Consider the following 21,721-nt stretch of genomic DNA (forward strand, 5'->3'; position numbering starts at 1 on the left):
GCCATCGGCGCGCTGCAGCCGTTCCTCGATACGCCGGTTAAGGGTCTGTGGTTCGACAAATGGCCGGCCGACAGGCCGATGATCGACGAGCCGGCACCGGCCAGCACCTTTTATCACATCGTCTGCGCCATCTATGAGGCACAGGCCGTGCTGGCGGTCGGCAGATAATGTCCGGGCGGGCGAGCGGGCCGGGCGTCCGCTCGGCCCGCTCCGGCCTCAGTCAGGCCTTGGCCGGACGCACCACGCGCCAGTCGGGCCTGCCGAGATTGTGTGGCCAGGGATGAACATCCTTGTCATTGAAATAGACGACCTCTTCCAGCTTCGGAAAATCCGCCTGTTTCAGCGTCACGTCGTTCATCCACGGGCGAACATAGGAATCGCCACCCTCATAACCGAGTTCAGCAACCCAGACCGGCCGGTTGAAGTTTTCGACGAGGCCGTATCCCTTGCGCAGCAGATCGGAGAAGGTCTTCGGTCCGCCATATTCGATCTTGTCGTAGTCTTCGAGACCGAAGACCGACAGGCCGACAAGATCGGCATAGTTATCGCCGGGATAATACGCCCGCAGCCCATCGAGGCCTTTGGGAGACCACATCACCTTGACACCTGGAACCGCCCTGCGGGTCATGTCCACCACGCGTTTATAGGCCGTGATGTAATCCTGCGGGTTCCAGCCCGACCACGAAAAGCGACCGGACATGTCTTCCATTTCCTGTCCCCAACGCAGGATCAGCGGACTTTTCATCGCCGACATGCGGGCGGCAATCGCCTGCATGTTCTTGTCGTAGTCGCCGCCCAGCACCTTGCGACGCAACTCGTCGGACGAAAGCCGCCAGTTGACGTCCCACGACCAGGGCTCGACGGTGATCAGCACATTGCGCTTGCGCTCCAGAGCGTAGGCGTCGGCAAGCGCAAGGCTGTCGAGATCCACGTCTTCCCAGGGCAGGAACAGATGCTCCGTCGCCACCCCGGCCTGTCCGGTGAAATCGCCGTGCGGATCGTAGGCGCCGAAGCGGATGCCGTCCGCATGCAATGTCGGGCGTTTGTCGGCAAGCGTCTTCATGCCCGTGGAGCCCATGGGCGCGACACCCTGCGCGTCCAGTTTGAACATGGGGTACATGCTGCCTGAAAAAGCGACAGCAGCTCCACTTGCGAAGAGCAATCTTCTTCTGGTTATCTGCATGACACTTTCCTCCCTACCGCGTCGCCGTCATCGCCTTGTCATAGGCGGCGATCTGCGGGGTGACGTCGTCCTTGCGGACAAGTTTCAGGAATTCATCGCCAGGCCTCGGCGGGTTGTGCCGGAACACATACCATTGACCGCCCTGCTTGCGCTGGTAGAGCACCTTGCCGATGCGGCCGTGGTCGAAGCAGGTATCGGCCTTGCCGCTTCCCGCCCCGCTTTTCCATGTGGCGCGCATGCACAGCGTTCCGTTGGCATCGACAGTCCAGCGGCCTTCGCCGACGGACTTCCTGCCTTTTTCTTCCGTCGCGGCGATGAATTTGCGGCCGTCGGCAATGAAGCGGCCGCCGCCCGTATCCCATTTCCAGGTCTTGTCGAAGTACATGTCCACGACTTCGCTGGTTCTGAGCGGTTTCGGCGTCTTCGTGCCGCCTGCGGCGTGGACGGCACTGGGCGCGATCACCGCAAGACTGAGTACGAAAGCGGAGAATCCGCATTTGCTTATTGTTGTTCTCATCACAGCCTCCTCCTTCTATTGCCCGACCCTATTGTCGGCCAGCATGATTTCTCCGGTTGCCACCGCGGGCGATGGCACGACCGCCGGTTCCGCCTGCATCTCCTGATATCCGGGCAGACCCGGCAAGGTGATGCGCAGCTTCAGGCGCACCGATCTCGCGCCCTCCGCGCCTGCACCGGCAACCGTGAAGCGCGTTTCGGTGAAGGTGACGTAGGGCTGCCCGTGCGACAGGGCCTCCAGCCCGCCAATCGCATGGGAACTGAGTTCTACGGCACTGCCCGTGACAAGCAACAGTGAACAGGCAGCGGCAGTCGCGCCGCCGCGCAGGGCCGGCAGCCGTGGCAAACCGTTTTCGATCGTGTGGCGAACAAGCAGGAACACGGAGAGCCCCGCATAGATCGCCACATTGACCGCCCCGAAAATGAAGAAGCCCTCCGCCCCGCTGTCGCGCGGCGCCAGCACCATGGCAAGAAGGCTCACCGCCGCCAGCACCATATAGGGCGCGATGACCCGCAGCGGCAGCGGCGGTTTGGCCTGCGTGCCCTTGGGCGTGATACGAAAATCCACGAAATCGCCACGGATCGTGTCGCGTATCGCCGCCAGCACACCCATCAGCGACCATGGCCAGCGCAGAAACAGGAATACCATCGCTTCCCAGCTGAAGAGTTTCGCATCATGCGGGCGAAAAGCGCCCGTCGCCCGCCAGAAGAAGGCGAATACGATCATGATCAGCGAAATCGGCAGGAAATGCGCCAGAAACGCCGGATAGGAGGCGTTGACCAGCACATGGCCTCGCATCAGGGCGACGGCGGGAAGCACGAACATCAGCGCCATGAAGCCGGAAAACAGCGGATACCATAGCTGTGAAAACAGAAACTGGAATTTCAGGCGCGGTGTCAGCTTCGGCACGTAACGCCCGGAATATTGCAGCAGGATCGTCATCAGGCTGCGCGACCACTGGAATTCCTGCACGATGAGATCGGCAAAGGTCACGGGCCCGTCGCCATGGGCGATGGCGTTGACGGCATGAACGCCGCGCCAGCCACCGGCATTCATCAAAAGCGTGGTGGAGTGGTCCTCGGCAAGCTCCGGCCCCAGACCGCCCACTTCCCGCAGCGCTTGCGTGCGAACGGCGTAGTGCGAGCCGATGCAGAGCGGCGCCCAGCCATTGTTATAACCGAGCTGCAGCGCGCCGTGCAGGCTTGCCTCGGCATAAAGCCTGCCGCGCGCGGCCCAGCTTTCAGCGGCATTGGCATCGCAGAGGCTTGGCGCGGAAACATATCCAACCGAGGGATCGGCAAAAGGGCGGATGATTTCACGCAGATAATCCGGTTGCGGCACGTGATCCGCGTCGAACTGCGCGACGAAATCATAACGGTCATAGCCGTAATGATCGTAGAAATAGGCGAGATTGCCTTCCTTGCAACGCGTGCGGCGCGGCCAGGTCTTGCGGTGATAATCGGCGACACCCTTGCGGGTCGAGACGAAAACGCCATGTGCTCCGCACCAGGCCAGCGTTTGCGCATCCGGATCTTCATCCGCGAGCCAGACGTCGAATTCCAGCCCCTTCTGCTCCAGCATGGCCAGCAGCGTCTTGCGCACGACGGCGAAAGGTTCCGACGGCGCCTTGGTGACGACCATCGCCACCCGGCCCGCAGGCAAAGGAGACCGCCGGTCAACGACCCTGGCGTTCAGGAAGATGAAGATGAAATAGGATGGCAGAAGGGTGATCCAGGCCAGCGTCATCGTGACGATGACATAATAGGGCCAGTCGATTACCCGGTCGCGGTCGAGCCACCAGAGCCAGAAATAGGCAAGTGTCACCAGCCAGCCGCCGATGCCGAGACGATAGGCCATGCGGTTCCAGCCGGTAAAGACAGGTAGCATCCGCAGCGCGCCTGCGGCGCTTGGCGATGCGACCGAAGGGGTGGAGCGAGCCCTCATGACCGCACCTCCAGTCCGAAACCGGGACCGGCCGTGCGGATGATGGTGTCGATATCCGACCGCTTGGGTGCGAAGCCGAGCGCCTGCCTCGCCCTTTCAATATCGGCAAAGAGCGCCGGCGGATCGCCCGCGCGCCTTGCGCCGAAATGCACCGGCACATCCTGCCCCGTGATGCGGTGGATCGCCCGGATGATTTCACCGACAGAGGTGCCGTGGCCGGAGCCCAGATTGACACGCAGGGTCTCACCGCCGTCAATCAGATAGTTGACGGCAGCCACATGGGCATCGGCCAGGTCGCTGACATGGATGTAGTCGCGAACGCAGGTACCGTCACTGGTCGCGTAATCCGCACCGAAGACGTCGAGTTGCGGCAACCTTGCGGCAGCGGCCATCAGTGCCCGCGGGATGAGATGTGTCTCCGGTTCATGGCGTTCGCAAAGCTCGCCATCCGGGTCGGCACCGGCCGCATTGAAATAACGCAGCGCCACGAAACGCAGGCCATAGGCAGCGGCATAATCTTCCAGCGCCATTTCGAAGATCAGCTTGGTGCGTCCGTAAGGATTGACCGGCATCTGCGCCGTTTCCTCACGGATCGGCAATTGCGGCGGCACGCCATAGGTGGCGCAGCTGGAAGAAAACACCAGCCCGCCAATATTCCGGTCGAGACACGCATCGAGCAGTGAAAGACTGCCGCCGACATTGTTGCGGTAATATTTGCGCGGATCCTCCACGGATTCGCCCACATAGGCGTTGGCCGCGCAATGGATGACGAAGGCCGGCGAGAATTCCCGAAGCGTGGCTCTCAGTAGGGCGCCATCGAGAATGTCACCTTCGATGAAGGGCCCCCAGCGAACCGCATCCGCATGGCCGGTCGTAAGATTGTCGTAAGCGATGGGCTTGAAGCCGGATTGCGCCAGCGCCTTGCAGATGTGGCTGCCTATGAATCCGGCCCCGCCCGTGACGAGGATTGTGCGGGCCATCTCATACGGCCTCCGCCACTTTCCTGCCAGCGAGCAGCGCATCGAAATAGACGATGGTTTTTTCCAGCCCGATTTCGAGCGATACACGTGGTTGCCATCTGAGCTGCTCCTTCGCCCGTGAAATATCCGGACGGCGCTGTTGCGGGTCGTCGATGGCAGCCGGCAGATGCACGATGCGCGAGCGGGAACCCGTCATGCCGATGACGATATCGGCCAGCTGCCGCACCGGAATTTCGCTCGGATTACCGAGATTGATCGGCCCGGTGCAATCCTTCGGCTTGGCCGAAAAACGCAGGAAGCCGTCGATCAGGTCGTCGACATAGCAGAAGGAACGCGTCTGGCTGCCATCGCCATAAATGGTGATATCGGCACCCTTCAGCGCCTGCACGATGAAGTTGGAAACCACCCGCCCATCATCCGGGCGCATACGCGGCCCATAGGTGTTGAAGATGCGTCCCACCTTGATATCGACGCCATGACAGCGGTGATAATCAAAAAACAGCGTTTCGGCGCTGCGTTTGCCCTCATCGTAACAAGCTCGCGGCCCGATTGTATTTACATTGCCGAAATAGCTTTCCGGCTGCGGATTGACGAGCGGATCGCCATAGACTTCCGAAGTGGAGGATTGCACGACGGTTGCGCCGCATCTGCGCGCGACCTCAAGCACATTGACGGCACCGAGCACATTGGTGAGCAATGTGCCGACCGGATCGCGCTGGTAATCCGGCGGCGATGCCGGCGAGGCGAAGTTGAAGATCAGCGAGACGTCGATGTCATAGGGTTTGCGCACGTCGTGCTCGACCAGCAGAAACCGCTTATTGTCCCGTAAATGCTCCACATTCGCCGTTCGTCCCGTCGAAAGATCGTCGAGACAGATCACCTCGTGCCCGCAGGCCAGCAGGCGTTCGCAAAGATGGGAGCCAAGAAAACCAGCGCCGCCATTGACGAGAACGCGCTGACCAGGACGCCATTCCGAGTAGATCGTGACGCCATTGTCATGTTCGTTGGGAACGAAATTACGCATTACACACTCCTCCCCATGAGGAATCAGCCCGGCTGATTCACCTTGAACTGGATCAAACTCCCGATTGTACGGTATCTTTAATATCATCCTCCGGTTTTTATTTCTTCTGGAGGTTTTAATATTTCGATTCGATAGATTTCAACTTTTATGATAGGCGCAGCGAAAAACAGGTCAACTTGATTTTATCGAAATATTACAATTGATTACCCTTAACTACTCAAAATAGCTCCCGATTTAATACTTTTTAACTATGCCTCCATTATGCCTTTCTTATTGAGCATTAGCGCAAGCTTCGCTCAACCAGTCGGGACTATCCTGGTTTTTTAAGGCTCGGTCCACCGGGACAAAACCGCCCGGCGAGATACGACAGACAGTCGATTTCAGGGGACACACATGATGAATGAAATGCCTTATTCCCATAGCGGCAGAGCAACCAGACGCAATCATTTCGCGCTCGTTGCAGCAGCCCTTGCAGCACTTACTTTCGCGACGGCCTCCTGCGCCGTGGTCGAAGACGCCGTTCTCATCAAGACCGCATCTGCCGATGCAACGACGATGAAGACGCGGGTCGCTCCCACCAGGACCTCTTACGGTTACGACAAGACAGGCAATGCGGCTGTGACGCTTGTTGCCGACACGTCGTCCGGAACGCCGTCGATATCGCGGCAGTCCTATTCCGGCTCTTCTCCCTATATCTGCTCACCGAGCGGATTTGGCCAGAAGTCCCGCTGCTTCCTGCGGCCCTGAGCTTCTGGAGCGGAATACCGACGGAAACTGTCGCCGGGGCGGCCTCAGCCAGCCTGACGCTCAGTTCTTCCAGCCGGAAAACGCCTTGTCGTCGTCCTTGTTGAAGAAACGTGACGCCGCCTCCGTTCGGTTGCGCACGTTCATCTTCTTGTAGATGTTCCGGACATGCACCTTCACGGTGTTTTCGGACAGATGCAACCGGTCGGCGATGATCTTGTTTTGCGTGCCCTTGCAAAGCAGATCCAGGATTTGCACTTCCCGTGTCGTCAGCGTTGCCATCTCGCTTCTGCTGGCGGCAAGGGCGTCAGCGCGATTGGCGACCACCGCGCTCTCTTGAACGCTCTTGCCATTCACGGCAGCAGAATAGGGTGTGAGCTTGCCGAGAAGCGCGGCGGGAAAATGCTCTCCGCCCTTCATCAGCAGATCAACAGCCGCCATGAAGACATCGAGCCGCAGGTTGAGCGGCAGCACACCATCGATGATGCGCATTCCCACCAGCTGCTTCAACGGCTCCTCGAACTTGTCGATGGTTTCGACGACAAGTGCGATCGGTGCGTCCGGGTGCTTTTCCCTGATTGCCGAAAGAACGGCGTCAAGCTTCGCGCCCGTCATGCGATATGGCAGCACCAGGCGGACATTGGCGCCATAATCCTCGTCAATCGTCGCTGACGAGGCCAGGCTCACCACGGCGAATGTGGGGAACTTTTTGCCCAACGCCTCCACGAGGCACTCGGAAAACAGATCCGGATCCGCTATGATTAATAAAGTTCCATTTATAGGCGCAACTGCACCGCTTTTTTTTGACGTATAATCTGCAGTTCCCATGAACATTGACGCCTCCCTAAAGCGCTTACGCATTACATTCTTTTTGGTTGTGCCGTCTGTCGTCTGGAGGCTACCCCTGAAATCAGAGGGGGAATTTTCACCCTTAAGCCGTGTCAACTATCATTAATTACCCGTTAATTAAGGAGGCTAATACGAAAAGCTGTGTAAATAAATGGCCCAAACGGGTTATTTTTTACATTAGGCATACAAAATTGATTACCATGAGAGAGAATCCTTCACTTCGGAAATGCCGCGAAAACAAAGGCATCGGAAAAGCCTCCGCTCCGGTTTTGCAATCCGAGAAAATATAACTTTTAGTTGATATCCCTTTACATAGCTCCCCGGCGAACGATTGCCGAAGATGTGCCTTTTCGGCACGGCGCCTCTTTGCCGCCGGAATGGATCATGTTTTTTTGAGAGAAGCATTTTTTACTGAAAACGCTGCCGATATCTGCCGCCTCGGCAGCCAGAAGATGCCGCTGCACCGCCTTGCCGCATATATAATCGGGGTGACGGCACCAGGATGTTTAGCCCGAATTGATAGCTAGGAACCGCGATTTTTCTGCGGCACAGTCTGACCGTCGCTGAAACGGCGGCCGATGGAAAGACCAGCCCGGCCTTTGACGTGTGTTTGCAGACGCCGGTCCCTTTTCAAGAAACATGACAACGAAAAGACGAGGCCCACCACGCTTCCCATTGAAGCGAGGAACGGATTTGTGCGCCTTTATATCGAGTTGCGCACAGGGCTGAACGAAAAGAGCCCGGTTACGGGCCGATGCCGAACCGCAGATGAAACGTACCGAGTGCATCTGCAGAACATCAATCTTGTGCAACACGGAGCAAGCGCGAAAAAATCCCGTTTGAGATGAGAGGGATTTCGAAAGCTGCTCCGAGCTTTTTCGGAGGAAATAGAAATGGGTTATGATCCAAAGTCATCCGGCAGCGACGACGACATCACCAAGATCGGCGCGCTTTCCGATGGTTTCGCCAACACATCGACCAATGATGCCAAGGTGGAAGACAGCAATGTCGGCACCGCAAATGGTGAGAACCGCAACAACGACAACAGCGACCACAGCACCAATGTGGATGTTGACGCCAAGATCGATGTTTCCGCCAATAACGGTGACAACCGCGACAACGACTATGACTGGAGCTACGAAAGCAAGTCGTATAGCGACAACGACACCAATGTGAAGACGAGCACCGAAACCAATACCGACATCAAGACCGACTACGACTGGAGCTATGACAGCAAGTCCTATAGCGACAACGACACCAATGTGAAGACGGTTACGGATTCGGACAACAAAACGTTCACCTACTCCGACAACGACACCTCCACCAAGACCACGACGACCTCCGACAGCTTCAACTCCGCTGACAGTTTCTACAAGTCGGACGACGACTTCGGCAACATCACCGGCGTCAAGGATGTCGGCAATCTCGGCATCGCCGGCGGGGATCTCACCTTCAACCTGGGTGACGACTTCTCCTTCACGCTCGATGTCGACAATATCCTCAACAGCTCGCTCAATGGCGACGGCAATGACACCGGCTTCAGCATGGTGCAGGCCAACCATCTGGCTGACCAGGATCAGGCCTACGACATCAAGATGCAGAATGGCGGTGCGGAAAACCACCTGAGCGCCAATGCCGGCGACGCCTATGGCGCGGAAGGCATGGACGGCAAGGGATGGGACCTCAAGGCCGGCGACGATGCCGCAGGCACAAGCACCGCGGATGCATCGGCAATCCTTGCGAATTCCGGCTTCCATCTGGAACTGGTGCAGGGCGCCAACATGCTCTCCAATGCCGTTGATGTCACGATCACAGGCGGTAACTCTCATGTGTCTGACGTCGGTGAGGATCACTCCTGATAACCACCTCTTGACGAAAAGAGCTGCACCGGCATCCGCCGGTGCAGTTTGCGGTTTTAAAACCGGGTTCGGCAAAACGCAGCACGGCCTCTGGGGCACGCATGCCGGCTGCCACTCCCGGTCCCCGCCGCAATGATCAGGGAGGGACCTCCGATGCATATCGACAAGATTTCCGACATGATCGCGCATTTCATCGGCCTGTTCGACACGGTGGTCGAGGAAGCGCGTCTGAGAAACAACTATAGCGAAGGCCCGGCGCATTCCGATCCGGAGCGACTGCCGGACGATGAGGCGGCAAGGCTGCTCGACAAAAATTACGACGTCCCGCTTGAGGACTACGATCCCGGTGTCAAATACCGCGCCGGCTATTACGATTTCGATTATCTGAAACCGCATTTCGCCCGCATGGTCGAATATGACATGCAGCAGCTTGCAAATGCGATACCGACCGATATTTCCGCCGCCCATTTTCGTTTTCCCGGCCGCCTTTCCTTTGAGGACGAACGCGAACTGGTTGTTCATACCGGTCCCGGCTCCGTGGCGGCCCACGTCACGCAGGTCAACATTCTTCAGGACGATGATTATCTGAACATGACCGACGGCCCCAATGTAGCCCGAGACACGACCTTCGTTACCGAGCGCACCGTCGAATTCTACAATGAAGCGGCCGTCTTCACGCCCTTTTCCGCCTTCCAGCGCACAGACAGCTACGACGCGTTGCAGGCGCTCGCCAAATCGGCGCATGATTATATCGAACATGCCCGCGACAATGACGTCACCTCGCTCGGCACCGGTGCGGACCAGGATTTCGTTCTGGCCGGAAACGATATCAACGGGCTTTATATCAACGGCTCGATAGCCAGCGAAAAGCCGGTGCTCGACGACTTTCTGCCGGATCGTGGCATCGCCAAGCCGCCGGAAGAGCTGGAAAAGAGCGATGTTTCACTGCATGAGGATAGTCCCGCCGGCAACAGCCTTGATGTGGCGGCAGGCGCCAATATCGTCGCCAATGTCGCCACCCTGGTCAATACCGGCGTCATGACCTCCGTTACCGCGGTCATGGGCGACTATCACCAGATCGACGCCATCACCCAGGCCTATATCTATAGCGACCGGGACGAGATTTCATCGGTCTTCACCCGCTCCGAGGATCAGGCAGCGACAGCGGCCTATAATATCGCCAGCTTCGAGCGCACCATCTACCCCGGCGCGGAAAACGCCGCCGCAGACAGCCATGAGACAGGCGAGACGCCGATATTCCCGACGGCGTGGCGCGTCAGCGTGCTGGAGGGGGACGTATCCTTCGTCCACTGGATCGAGCAATACCAGTTCATCAGCGACAACGACACGATGACGGTCACCACTTCAGGCGCAAGCGTCAGCCTGCTGACGGGAGGCAATGCCGCCCTCAACATCGCCAATTTCCTCGGCATCGGCATGCAGTACGATCTGATCATCGTCGGCGGCAATGTGCTGGACATGAACCTCATCAGCCAGATTGCCGTGCTCTACGACAATGACTGGGCGCGCGCCAATCCCGATGCGCCTGATGGCGCCACCATTCAATCCGGCAATAACCTACTCTGGAACGATGCCGGCATTCACAATGTCGGCAGCAACGGCAGGTTCGAAACCATGCCTGATTACATGCATCAGACGGTGAACGCGATCAACGAGCGCGACCCGAACATGCCGGACGGCCTTGCCCACGACGCCAATTTTGCCGGCTATCAGGGACTGAATGTCCTTTACATCACCGGCAACCTTTATGATGTCAGCATCATCAAACAGGTGAGCGTGCTGGGCGATTCCGATGATGTGACCCAGGCCGCCGCCAAGGTTCTCGACAATAATGAAAACGCCACTGTCCATATCGACACCGGCAGCAACGCGGTCGTCAATCTCGCGCAGATCGTCGATTATGACAGTTTCGGCTCGACCACCTATGTCGCCGGCGGCGTCTATTCGGATGCCATACTGATACAGGGCGGCATCATCGAAAACGATACGTCACAGCCGGCGCAGCACGGCCAGCTGGCAAACGAGGTCATCGCATTTCTTCACGACGATCCCGCCACCACCCAGAACGAATCCGACGGCGTCATCAATGGCGGCCACGACCTCTCCTGGTCGAACGCCCACCCATCCGACGTCATGCAGACGGTCGTTGCATAATCCCGACAGGCGGGCGGCCAATGCCCCTGCCCCCGACCGAGCCGCAAACACCGCAAGATCACCGAGGGGACCAATATAAAATGGATCATATTTCAAGAAAAACCATTGCCGACGGACGCTCGCTGGATTTGCCGCTGGATCAGGACGCGGAAGACAGCAGGCTGACGGATGCCTGCATTTCGGCCATCAACGAAGCCGTCGAAAACCTGCGCCAATTGTCCGGTGCGGAACAGGCGGCTAAAACCGTTTCATCCCCCATGCGGACCGCTCCACACCCCCTTCCCCAACCGCACGCGAAGACAGAGCAGCCGGCGCAATTGCGGGACATCCCCCAGGAAAGGCCGGCGCCGCGACAGGCCCCGCAACCCGCCTCCCCGCCGGAACCAAAGGCCAAGATCGACAACAGCGACCTGCCCTTCGTCAAGACCATCGACAACAATGGCGGGCCGGTCCGCGAAAACGAGCGCCGGCCGGTGACAGGCGGCGGCGGCAAGGATCCGGTGGACAATGGCGGCGGCGGTGGTGGCGGGGGCGGCGGCGGAAGCCAGAGCGGCTTCCACAAACGCAGCGAGCCGATCAATTTCGCCGCAAGTCTTGCCAAGGGCATCGCAGCCGTTCGCCGCAACATGGTGGTGGTGATGCTGTTTACTGTCGCCATCAACATCCTGCTGCTGGCCATTCCGCTTTATCTGTTCCAGATTTCCGACCGGGTGCTGACCAGCCGCTCGATGGACACGCTTGTCATGCTGACGGTCGCCGTGCTCGGCGCGGTTCTGCTGCAGGCCTTCATGGATGCCATCCGTCGCTTCATCCTGATGCGGACCGCCGTTGAACTTGAAGTGCAGCTCGGCGCTCCGATCCTCTCGGCCGCCGCCCGCGCATCCCTGCATGGCAGCGGCAAGGATTATCAGATATTGCAGGATCTGCAGCAGCTGCGCTCCTTCCTGACATCGGGCACCCTTATTGCCTTCCTTGATGCGCCGCTGATGCCGCTCTTCATCGTGGTGGTCTATCTTGTCCATCCCCACCTCGGCATCATCATCATGGTCTGCTGCGCCGTGCTGTTCACCATCGCCTGGCTGAACCAGCGTTTCACCGCCAGACAATTCTCCGAGGCTTCCGGCTATCTGAGCCGCGCCAATTTCCACCTCGATTCCATGTCGCGCAATTCGCAGATCATCAACGCACTCGCCATGATCCCCGAAGCCGTGAAGATGTGGGGCCGGGAAACGGCCGGCTCTCTGAAATCGCACGTGGCGGCGCAGGATCGCAACATCATGTTCTCAGGCGTCTCCAAGGCTGCCCGCATGATCACCCAGGTGGCGCTGCTCGGCTGGGGCGCGCATCTGTCGCTTTCCGGTGAGCTGACCGGCGGCATGGTGATTGCAGCCTCGATCATTTCCGGCCGCGCGCTGGCGCCTATCGAAGGGGCGATCGAAGGCTGGCATCAATTCAACAAATCCGCCGCCTCCTATGGCCGTATCAAGCAGCTTCTCATCAGTTCGCCGCTGAATTTCCCGCGTCTTCGCCTGCCCAATCCGGAGGGGCGTCTCGATGTGGAACGCATCCTCTTCGTGCCGCCGCCACAGAAGAAAGTGATCCTGAACGGCATTTCCTTTTCGCTGAAAAAGGGGGAATCGCTCGCCATCATCGGCAATTCCGGCTCCGGCAAGACGACGCTCGGCAAGATGCTGGTCGGCTCCATCCTGCCGACGTCAGGCAATGTCCGCCTCGATCTCATGGATCTGCGCAACTGGGACCAGCGGCAATTCGGCGAAAGCATCGGTTACCTGCCGCAGGACGTGCAGCTTTTCCCCGGCACCATCAAGGCCAATATCTGCCGCATGCGCGACGACATCGAGGACCGGCAGATCTACGAGGCGGCAGTGCTGGCCGATGTGCACGAGCTGATCGCCGGTTTCCCGCAGGGTTATGAAACCGTGGTCGCCGCCGACGGTGCGCCGCTTTCCGGCGGCCAGAAACAGCGCATCGCACTTGCCCGCGCCTTCTTCGGCGACCCGAAATTCGTGGTGCTGGACGAGCCGAACTCCAACCTCGATACGCAGGGCGAGCAGGCGCTGGCCAAGGCGCTGCTGCACGCCAAGAAACAGGGCATCACAACCGTCACCATCACCCAGCGGCCGGCGCTCCTGCAATGCGTCGACAAGATCATGGTGCTGAAGGACGGCTCCGTCGCCATGTTCGGCGAGAGGATAGAGGTGCTGAAGGCACTTTCGGGCAACGGCCGTCCGGCCAGCCAGTCCCCGCAGATCGAGGGTTGAGGATCGTCATGTTCAGGAAAAAGAACGCCATCGCGGAAGTCAAACCACAGGGCCAGCTGGAATGGTACAGCGAGGTGCCGCGCTCTATCCGGCTGCACAGCTCCATCGGGCTTGCCGTTCTGCTCGCCTCCTTCGGCGGTTTCGGATATTGGGCCGGCACGGCGCCGCTTTCCTCCGCCATCATCGCCCAGGGCAGCTTTGTCGCCACCGGCAACAACAAGGTCGTCCAGCATCTGGAGGGCGGCATCATCAAGGACATGATGGTGAGCGAAGGCGACACGGTCAAGGAGGGCGATGTGCTGCTGACGCTCGACAAGACGACGGCGCTGGCCAATGAGCGCATGTTGCAGCTGCGGCGCCTCCGCCTCGAAACCATCGTCACGCGCCTGCGCGCGGAGGCACAGGGCGAAAAAAGCTTCAAGGTACCAGACATCGTCATGAAGGAGGCCGGCGATCCCGACATCAACGCCATTATCCAGAGCCAGAACGTCGTGTTCCACAGCAAGCTCGTCAAGCTCGAGGAACAGCTGAACCTGATCGAGAAGAACATCAGGTCACTGGAATTCCGTTATGCGGGTTATGACGGACAAAAGCAGTCCTTCGACCGGCAGCTGGCACTTCTGACACAGGAACGCGACTCCAAGGAAAAACTCGCCAAGGACGGCGTCATCCGCAAGACCGACATGCTGGCGCTGGAGCGCGCCATTGCCGACGCCATGGGCGACATTGCCCGCCTGAGCGGCGAGATGAACCAGAGCGAAGCCGAAATCGCCAAATTCAAGCAGGAAGCGATCATCGCCGTCAATGCCAACAAGCAGGCAGCACTCGATGCGCTGGAAACCGCGGAATCCGATCTCGACAGCGTTCGGGAACAGGTGCGCGGTGCTGCCGAGGTGCTGGAACGCACCGTCATCCGCTCCCCGGTCAACGGTACGGTGGTGCGGTCCTATTATCATACGCCGGGCGGCGTCATCACGACAGGCAAGCCGATCATGGAAATCCTGCCGGCGCATGTTCCCCTGATCCTTGAGGCGCAGGTTCTCAGAACCTCCATCGACCAGCTGCATGAGGGCCAGACCGCCGCAATCCGCCTCTCAGCGCTCAACCGCCGCACCACACCGGTTCTGAACGGCAAGGTCTTTTACGTTTCGGCCGACAGTATCGAGGAAAATGCCGGCCTGCAGGTGAAGGATGTCTATATCGTGCGCGTACAGGTGCCGGACGAGGAAATCGCCAAGGTCCATAATTTCCATCCCGTGCCCGGCATGCCGGCGGACGTTCTGATCCAGACCTCGGAACGTACCTTCTTCGAATATCTGACCAAGCCGATTTCCGACAGCATGTCGCGCGCCTTCAAGGAAAGATGAGGAAAGACCGCAGCGTTTTTTGGCCCGGAAAATGCGGAACGAAGAACAGGTCATACACTGTCAATCCGGGGCCGATCGGCCTATAATGACAGTCTGTTTTGTCGGGGCGGGAGAAGCGGCATGGCGGCGATGTCGGATGTATTGCTGCTGGTCGGCAGGCTGAACTACGTGTGGACCAACACCGAAAGCCTGATGATCTATCTGATCGTCCACCTCCTGAAAGTGGAGAAGGAAGCGGCCATCGTCGTGTTCCTGACACTCAACACCACGCGGGCGCGGATGGATCTCATCGAGCGTCTGGCAAAACTCCCCTCCACGCCGACACAGGACAGGAAGACCATTCTCTCCATCATGGCGCGGCTGAAAAAGGAGGCGAAGACGCGCAACAAATACAATCATTGCATCTATTCCTTCGACGAAAAGGGCGACATCGCCAGTACCCAGCTGATGCGTCTGGTGGAAGATGACAGCCAGGTCCGCTACGGCAAGGTCGAACGCATGGACGAGAAGGAAATCGGCCACCTGGAAAAATCGATCGCCGACATCGTCGATGTCAGCAAGGACATGTGGAACTTCATCCATGCCAGCCCGCATGTTTCTGCGGATTATCTCTAGAGCATTTCCAGTAAAAATGCGTGGCGGCTTTACGTCCGGAAAATCTCGGAAAACAAAGGGATAACGCTCGGCCGACGGTTTCGACCAGGCCGGACGCGCTCTAGGCGCGTGTCTGCAACCGCATGCCGATTGCCGGGTGAGTGTCACCGCCCTGCGCCACCTTCACCGGAAGGCAGAGTTTTCCGGCCGCGAAATAAAGCAGGAATGAACCGATCTGATAGGGGAAGATGATGTCGATCTCCACGAAGGAGCGCACCACGAACAGCGCGCAGATCGCAAACAGGATCACGCCCTGCGGATCGCTCTGACGCATCAGGACCGAGCGCAGATGCCCGATGAGCGTTCCGTAGAGCACCATGCCGAGCAGGAACATGCCGACAAAGCCGTTTTCCACCACCGTCTCGATATAGGTGTTGTGAAAATGGAAGCCGCTGCGCCCGGTAATGAAAAAATCGTTCCACAGGCGTTCGGCATCGGCAAAACCGGCGACCCAGAACCCCTGATAACCGACGCCGAGAATGGGCGTCTGTTTTGCCGCCTCGATACCCTGCTGCCAGAGATAGGTGCGGCCGGTCAGCGTCGAATCCTTGCCGAAAATACCGAGAATGGCGTCGAGAAGACCGAATTGCAGGGAAGCGACAGCCAGCAGCGCACCGAGGCCGCCAAGTACAAAAAACGTCATCTTGCGGTTGGCGGGAGACAACATGCCAATCGGAATGAAGCCGATGATAAGGGCGACCACCGCTGCCGTGGTGATGGCCGATGTCGCCGATTGCGACGCGACGAGACTATAGGCAGACAGCAGCCCGGTAACGCCGGCGACTGGCAGCCAGATACCCCTCTGCTTGAGGACCAGTACGGAGGCGGCAGCGAAAATAACCCCCAGAGAGGCATAAAAGCCGAGCTGGTTCTTCGACGAGAAAGCGCCGACGAAACTGTAGGTTCCATCAAGCGCATCGAAGAGGTAGATGCCGAACAGCAACGAATAGAGCAGAACGACGGCGATGCCGACCAACGCGCCGCGCGTCAATGTCCGGATGGAGATGACGCGCATGGCGATCAGTGCACAGACGATATGCGTCATATACTGGATGGAAGCGCGCATGGTGACCGAAACCGCTTCCGACCAGAAGCTCGACAGCACGGTGAGAATACCGAAGGCGAATATCCAGAGATAACGCGGATAATTGCCGAGCACGCGGCGGTAATCGACCACCACCAGCGGCAGCCACATGCCATAATAGGCAAGAACCGAAATCTGCCCGAAACGCGACGAATAGGCGAACACGAAGAATGACAGCGCAATCGCCGTCATTCCGTATATCTCGTTGCGTTCGGGATCGATCAGCGCCGATTTGGCAATCCGCATGCCAACCTCACTGCATCAGGATTTCGGACGAGACCTTGATGACATCACCGGGCTGAAGCAGGGTGTTTTCATCCACCTTCAGCTCTTTCGGCTTGCCGTTTTCCTCACGCACCACGACATAGCCGATCGTGGCGGATTTCCCCGAAGGATCGAAGCGGATCGCCTCGGCCGACTGGGCTAGCGCTTCCGACATCAATTCACGGCTGGTGGTCAGCTGCAGACCGAGCTTTTCCAGTTCCGCTTCCGTGTCCTGCAATTCCTTGGAGCGCTGGGCTTCCCAGTCATTGCGCAGGTTGATTTCATCCTGCGTCGCCTTGTTGATGTCCTGCTTGGCACGCAGCGACTGTGTATCGATGTCGAGAAGCGTGGACTCCACCTCCGCGGCCCGTTCTTCCGCGGAGATACGCCGTTGCGACAGCGCCAGCCCCTGCTCGTTCAGCCGGTTCACGCGGTCGCGGTCCTCATTGGCGAGTTCGAGCTGACGGTTCTGGGTTTCCGACTTTTTCTGCAGCGAAGCCACTTCGCTTTCAAGAAGCGCGCGCAGTTCGGTCAGCGCCTTCAGCTGCAGGGTATAGCGCTCGGTGCGCGATTTCATCAGCGCGCTTTCACTGGCCAGCAGCGCATCGATCTCGCTGATCTTTTCCATCTCCGGCGTCTTGGCGATGCTCGCATCACCCTTGACCTCGGCGATCAGCCGCGCCTGGCGGGCAAGCAGCCTGGCCCGCTGGTTGTCGTAAACGGCGGCATCGCCGCGCGCATTGATGAAGTCGCGGGCAAAACGCTGGCCGGCGTCGGAACGCCTGAGCCCGCCGGCAAGGCTGACCGCCTTCAGCACGGTGAGATTGGCGGCATAGGGGTATTCGCCCGGCGTCTGCACGTCACCGCTGAGGAAGATCGGCCGGAACTGCGCGATTTCGACGGAAGCCGAAGGCAGGTTACGAAGCGCGAACTTGCCCTGAAGTTGCGCACCGATCGCTTCACCAACCTCGGAGGGCGTTTTCCCCGCCACGTCCAGCTGTCCGATGAAAGGCAGCGACAGCGCGCCGGAAGGGCCAACCGAATAATCGCCGTTTATGACGTCCCAGTTGCGGATGCTGCCATCGGCAGGCTGCCATTCAGCAACGCGGATGCGCAGCTTGTCGGCGGTGCCGAGCTTGTATTGGGCGCCTTCTGCCGCCATGGCGGAAAGCGGCGCGGCAAAGGCGACGGAAGCGGCAAGCACAAGCGCGGTAAGCGGATGACGGGTGGCGGCAAAAAGGCCGTTCATCGGGAGACTCCCTGTTTTACTGATCGCCCTGCAGGCAATCAGGCGATAGCGCAACCGGACAAGGCCGGCTGCGCAGCGCCGCAGAAGCGGTCGCCATGATTAGCACCAATGACGCACCCGAAGACCGGACTTGGGACCCCGGTCGGGTGCGTGTCGAAACGAAAATCGATAAAGCCGAACTCAATATTGATTTCAGTAGCTGCCGCGCGACAGGCACACGGCGGGGATGGTCTTGACGATGATGAATACATCCTGCCGCATCGACCAGTTCTGCACATATTGCGTGTCGAAAGCGACGCGGGTCTTGTAGGAGACGTCGTTACGGCCGCTGATCTGCCACAGGCCGGTGAGGCCCGGACGGGTGCTGAGATAATAAGCGGCGGCACTTTCGTAGTAGCCAAGCTCCTCGTCGACGACGGGGCGCGGGCCAACAACGCTCATTTCACCACGGATGATGTTGATGAGCTGCGGCAGCTCGTCAAGGGAGAGCTTGCGCAATACGGCGCCGACGGCGGTGACGCGCGGATCGTTCTTGAGCTTGCGGGTGGCACGCCATTCCTCGGCGGCTTCCGGATTGGCGGCAAGATATTGCCGCAGCATCTCGTCGCCGTTCATCGCCATCGTCCTGAATTTCAGGCAATGGAAATAGCGGCCATTATGCCCCACCCGCCGGTGGCCATAAAAGATCGGGCCGGGATCGGAAACCTTCACCAGCAAGGCGATCAACAGGAAAATCGGGCTGAAGATGAGCAGCGCAAGCGCAGCCGACGTCATATCGAAGCTGCGTTTTGCGATGCCCCCGATAGGGAAACTGACCTCGAAATCTTCGGAGCTGCTGAGTGTCTGATCAGCCGATTGGGTCGCGGACTTCATAGAGAGAACTCCATTTATGTTTTGCGATTGGTCGGTGCCCGGAGGCGCGTCTTTCCGTCTAAAAGAGATAACAAGTCTGTGTTCGGAATTTGATGCTAATGGATTTTTTGTAAGGCACATTGCCCATGACCGTCTATGCGATTTCTTGCAGGAGCGGCCGATCAACGTCCGGGCAATATTAACGGTTGCATAAAAAAGCAACAAATGGGCCAGTGGCCATGTGCCCAGAGCATGGGTGGCGCCCCGGCATGTATTGTATTTTCGACGGTCGGCAGTCTTTTCTTATATGTTTCTTATGACTTAATCAGATGAGACAGGAACGCCAAGAACAGGCATGGGTGTAACAGACTATTAAATTTTTTTGCGGCGCAGCAAGATTGCGGCAATGCATATAAAATTTGACATATTAGCCGGGATTTTTTTACCCGGCACCCGGGTTTCGCCAAGAAAAAGCGATGGAAAAATTGCAACAGCGGCGCAAAAGCGGCAAAACAGTGGCAAAAACCCGCACCGAGGCAAAAGAATATCTTCAAAATCTTTCAGGCCGCCGCCGGATTCGCTGCGCCGGCGACGCGTGGAGCGCTTTCCGGGCGCCATACAGGTCAAAAGATTGCGGAATCAGAAGGTAGGCGGCGTGCAGGCGCTGATGACCTCACACGGCACGGGGCCGACGCAGCGGAAGCGATGCGGCCGTCGGCTTTCAAAATAATAGGCGTCTCCCGGTCCAAGCACCCGCCTCTCCTCTTCGACCGTTACCTCCAGACGCCCGGAGAGGATTATTCCCCCCTCTTCGCCGTCATGAACCAGCGGTACCTTGCCGGTATCGGCACCGGGCTGATAACATTCCTTCAGTATCTGCAGGCTGCGGCCGAAGACATTGTCGCCCACCTGGCGGAAGGAAATCGGCCCCTTGCCGATCTCCACCAGTTCGTCCGCACGGTAGAAGGCCTTGCGGCTCGTTTCCGGCTCGAAGGCAAAAAATTCAGCAAGGCCGATGGGGATGCCGTCAAGAATACGTTTCAGCGCGCCGACGGACGGGTTGGACGTATTGGATTCGATCAGGGAAATCGTTGAATTCGTAACACCGGCGCGTCTTGCCAGTTCACGCTGGGAAATATTGTGACGCAGCCGCAAATGGCGCAAACGCCCGCCTATATCCACCGACATGCCGATACCCCCGTTACCCTTGTTCGAAATATCGAAAACCTTGCCTTCCGATTATAGTATTTTCAATGGCTTGGCCACAAAGAGAAAAGGGCTTGTTCAGCCGCGAAAATAGCCTTCAATCATCGGCAGCGAACAGGAGAACCATGATGGACAACCCCAGCCGATCCAATTCCACCTCCCTCGACAGTTACTGGATGCCGTTTACCGCCAACCGGCAGTTCAAGGCCAATCCCCGTCTGCTGGCGAGTGCGGAAGGCATGTATTACACCAGCAATGACGGCCGCCAGGTTCTCGACGGCACGGCTGGCCTCTGGTGCGTCAATGCCGGCCACGGCCGCCAGCAGATCGCATCCGCCGTCAAGCACCAGCTTTCAACCATGGACTACGCGCCCTCTTTCCAGATGGGCCACCCCGTCGCCTTCGAATTTGCCGAGCGGCTGGCGGAAATCGCACCCGGGCCGGAAGGCGGCAAGCTCGACCGTGTGTTCTACACCGGCTCCGGTTCTGAATCGGTCGATACGGCGCTCAAGATCGCCATCGCCTATCAGCGCGCCATCGGCCAGGGCACCCGCAGCCGTCTGATCGGCCGCGAACGCGGATATCACGGCGTCGGTTTCGGCGGCATCTCGGTCGGCGGCCTCGTCAACAACCGCCGTGTTTTCCCGCAGATTCCCGCCGATCATCTGCGCCACACCCATGATCCTGCAAAGAACAGCTTCGTGAAGGGCCAACCCGAACACGGCGCCGAGCTTGCCGACGATCTGGAACGGCTGGTCGCCCTGCATGGTGCGGAAACCATCGCCGCCTGTATCGTCGAGCCGGTAGCGGGCTCCACCGGCGTTCTTGTGCCGCCGAAGGGTTATCTGGAACGCCTGCGTGCGATCTGCGACCGACACGGCATCCTGCTGATTTTCGATGAGGTCATTACCGGCTTCGGCCGCATGGGCACATCCTTCGCCAGCAACTATTTCGGCGTTACGCCTGACATCATCACCACCGCCAAGGGGCTGACCAATGGTGCGATTCCCATGGGCGCGGTCTTTACCAGCCGCAAGGTGCACGATGCGCTGATGCATGGCCCGGAAAGCCAGATCGAACTGTTCCATGGCTACACCTATTCCGGCCATCCCGTCGCCTGCGCCGCCGGCATCGCCACGCTCGACATCTACCGCGATGAAGGCCTCTTTACCCGCGCATCCGAATTGCAGGATGTATGGCACGACGCCATTCATTCGCTGAAAGGCCTGCCGAACGTCATCGACATCCGCACCATAGGCTTCATCGCCGGTATCGAGCTGCAATCACGCGATGGCGCCATCGGCGCGCGCGCCTATGATATCTTCGTGGATTGCTTCGAGCGCGGCCTGCTCATCCGCGTGACCGGCGACATCATCGCCCTTTCACCGCCGCTGATCGCCGAAAAATCCCATTTCGACGACATTGTTTCGATCCTCGGCGATGCGTTGAAAAGAGCAAGTTAAGAGTACGAAATCCTAATAAAGAAAA

Annotated in this window: 18 protein-coding genes; 8 read left to right on the plus strand and 10 right to left on the minus strand. The window is 58.7% G+C overall.

Features of this window, described 5'->3' with window-relative positions:
- Positions 1-168 (plus strand): AGE family epimerase/isomerase (locus tag N434_RS23950; protein WP_181424062.1); only part of this gene is annotated, 168 nt, incomplete at its 5' end.
- A gap of 52 nt (positions 169-220) precedes the next feature.
- On the opposite strand, the gene N434_RS23955 is transcribed toward N434_RS23950, so the two are convergent.
- From N434_RS23955 to N434_RS23975, 5 genes are read right to left on the minus strand one after another with little or no spacing between them, the layout of a single operon-like run.
- Positions 221-1,183, minus strand: a complete 963-nt coding sequence (locus N434_RS23955; protein ID WP_110760602.1) for a glycoside hydrolase family 26 protein — start codon at positions 1,181-1,183, stop codon at positions 221-223.
- A 13-nt stretch (positions 1,184-1,196) separates the two neighbouring features.
- Positions 1,197-1,700, minus strand: coding sequence for a DUF995 domain-containing protein (locus N434_RS23960; RefSeq protein ID WP_065117606.1), 504 nt, complete (start codon positions 1,698-1,700; stop codon positions 1,197-1,199).
- A gap of 15 nt (positions 1,701-1,715) precedes the next feature.
- Positions 1,716-3,644, minus strand: coding sequence for a glycosyltransferase family 2 protein (locus tag N434_RS23965; protein ID WP_110760603.1), 1,929 nt, complete (start codon positions 3,642-3,644; stop codon positions 1,716-1,718).
- Positions 3,641-4,624 (minus strand): UDP-glucose 4-epimerase GalE, encoded by a 984-nt coding sequence (galE, locus tag N434_RS23970; RefSeq protein WP_110760604.1) that lies wholly within the window; start codon positions 4,622-4,624, stop codon positions 3,641-3,643. The genes N434_RS23965 and galE overlap by 4 nt, the downstream gene beginning before the upstream one ends.
- Position 4,625: 1 nt before the next feature.
- Complete coding sequence (locus tag N434_RS23975; protein WP_110760605.1) at positions 4,626-5,648, minus strand: UDP-glucuronic acid decarboxylase family protein; 1,023 nt, start codon at positions 5,646-5,648, stop codon at positions 4,626-4,628.
- A gap of 393 nt (positions 5,649-6,041) precedes the next feature.
- On the opposite strand from N434_RS23975, the gene N434_RS23980 reads away from it, so the two are divergent.
- Positions 6,042-6,395, plus strand: a complete 354-nt coding sequence (locus N434_RS23980) for a hypothetical protein (protein WP_110760606.1) — start codon at positions 6,042-6,044, stop codon at positions 6,393-6,395.
- 60 nt (positions 6,396-6,455) lie between these two features.
- Here N434_RS23980 and N434_RS23985 read toward each other — a convergent pair whose 3' ends face one another.
- Positions 6,456-7,226 carry a response regulator transcription factor gene (locus tag N434_RS23985; RefSeq protein ID WP_110760607.1) on the minus strand — a complete coding sequence of 257 codons (771 nt, stop codon included), beginning with the start codon at positions 7,224-7,226 and terminating at the stop codon, positions 6,456-6,458.
- A gap of 908 nt (positions 7,227-8,134) precedes the next feature.
- Here N434_RS23985 and N434_RS23990 point away from each other — a divergent pair.
- The 5 genes from N434_RS23990 to N434_RS24010 all read left to right on the plus strand — a co-directional run bounded on the left by N434_RS23990 (position 8,135) and on the right by N434_RS24010 (position 15,539).
- On the plus strand, positions 8,135-9,100 hold the full coding sequence (locus tag N434_RS23990) for a fibrinogen-binding protein (protein ID WP_065117600.1): 966 nt from the start codon (positions 8,135-8,137) through the stop codon (positions 9,098-9,100).
- A gap of 153 nt (positions 9,101-9,253) precedes the next feature.
- Positions 9,254-11,275 carry a hypothetical protein gene (locus N434_RS23995; protein ID WP_110760608.1) on the plus strand — a complete coding sequence of 674 codons (2,022 nt, stop codon included), beginning with the start codon at positions 9,254-9,256 and terminating at the stop codon, positions 11,273-11,275.
- Positions 11,276-11,355: 80 nt separating this feature from the next.
- Positions 11,356-13,557, plus strand: coding sequence for a type I secretion system permease/ATPase (locus N434_RS24000; RefSeq protein WP_110760609.1), 2,202 nt, complete (start codon positions 11,356-11,358; stop codon positions 13,555-13,557).
- Between the two features lie 8 nt (positions 13,558-13,565).
- Positions 13,566-14,924 (plus strand): HlyD family type I secretion periplasmic adaptor subunit, encoded by a 1,359-nt coding sequence (locus N434_RS24005; protein WP_065117597.1) that lies wholly within the window; start codon positions 13,566-13,568, stop codon positions 14,922-14,924.
- 120 nt (positions 14,925-15,044) lie between these two features.
- Positions 15,045-15,539, plus strand: coding sequence for a hypothetical protein (locus tag N434_RS24010; protein ID WP_065117596.1), 495 nt, complete (start codon positions 15,045-15,047; stop codon positions 15,537-15,539).
- A 100-nt stretch (positions 15,540-15,639) separates the two neighbouring features.
- Here the strand turns inward: N434_RS24010 and N434_RS24015 are convergent, their stop codons facing one another.
- The 4 genes from N434_RS24015 to N434_RS24035 all read right to left on the minus strand — a co-directional run bounded on the left by N434_RS24015 (position 15,640) and on the right by N434_RS24035 (position 20,215).
- Entirely contained in the window at positions 15,640-16,908 is a 1,269-nt protein-coding gene (locus tag N434_RS24015; protein ID WP_110760610.1) for an O-antigen ligase family protein, read from the minus strand.
- 7 nt (positions 16,909-16,915) lie between these two features.
- Positions 16,916-18,175: a polysaccharide biosynthesis/export family protein gene (locus tag N434_RS24020; RefSeq protein WP_110760611.1), complete on the minus strand. Its 1,260-nt coding sequence runs from the start codon at positions 18,173-18,175 to the stop codon at positions 16,916-16,918.
- A gap of 192 nt (positions 18,176-18,367) precedes the next feature.
- Positions 18,368-19,048, minus strand: a complete 681-nt coding sequence (locus N434_RS24025) for a sugar transferase (protein WP_065117592.1) — start codon at positions 19,046-19,048, stop codon at positions 18,368-18,370.
- Between the two features lie 618 nt (positions 19,049-19,666).
- The gene (locus N434_RS24035; RefSeq protein ID WP_065117591.1) at positions 19,667-20,215 is read right to left on the minus strand and encodes a cupin domain-containing protein; all 549 of its coding nucleotides are present in this window, start codon (positions 20,213-20,215) and stop codon (positions 19,667-19,669) included.
- A gap of 146 nt (positions 20,216-20,361) precedes the next feature.
- On the opposite strand from N434_RS24035, the gene aptA reads away from it, so the two are divergent.
- Positions 20,362-21,696, plus strand: a complete 1,335-nt coding sequence (gene aptA, locus N434_RS24040) for an omega-aminotransferase AptA (RefSeq protein ID WP_110760623.1) — start codon at positions 20,362-20,364, stop codon at positions 21,694-21,696.
- Positions 21,697-21,721: the final 25 nt, after the last annotated feature.

The sequence above is a fragment of the Rhizobium sp. UGM030330-04 genome, assembly GCF_003208455.1.
GTDB lineage: Bacteria > Pseudomonadota > Alphaproteobacteria > Rhizobiales > Rhizobiaceae > Agrobacterium > Agrobacterium rhizogenes_A.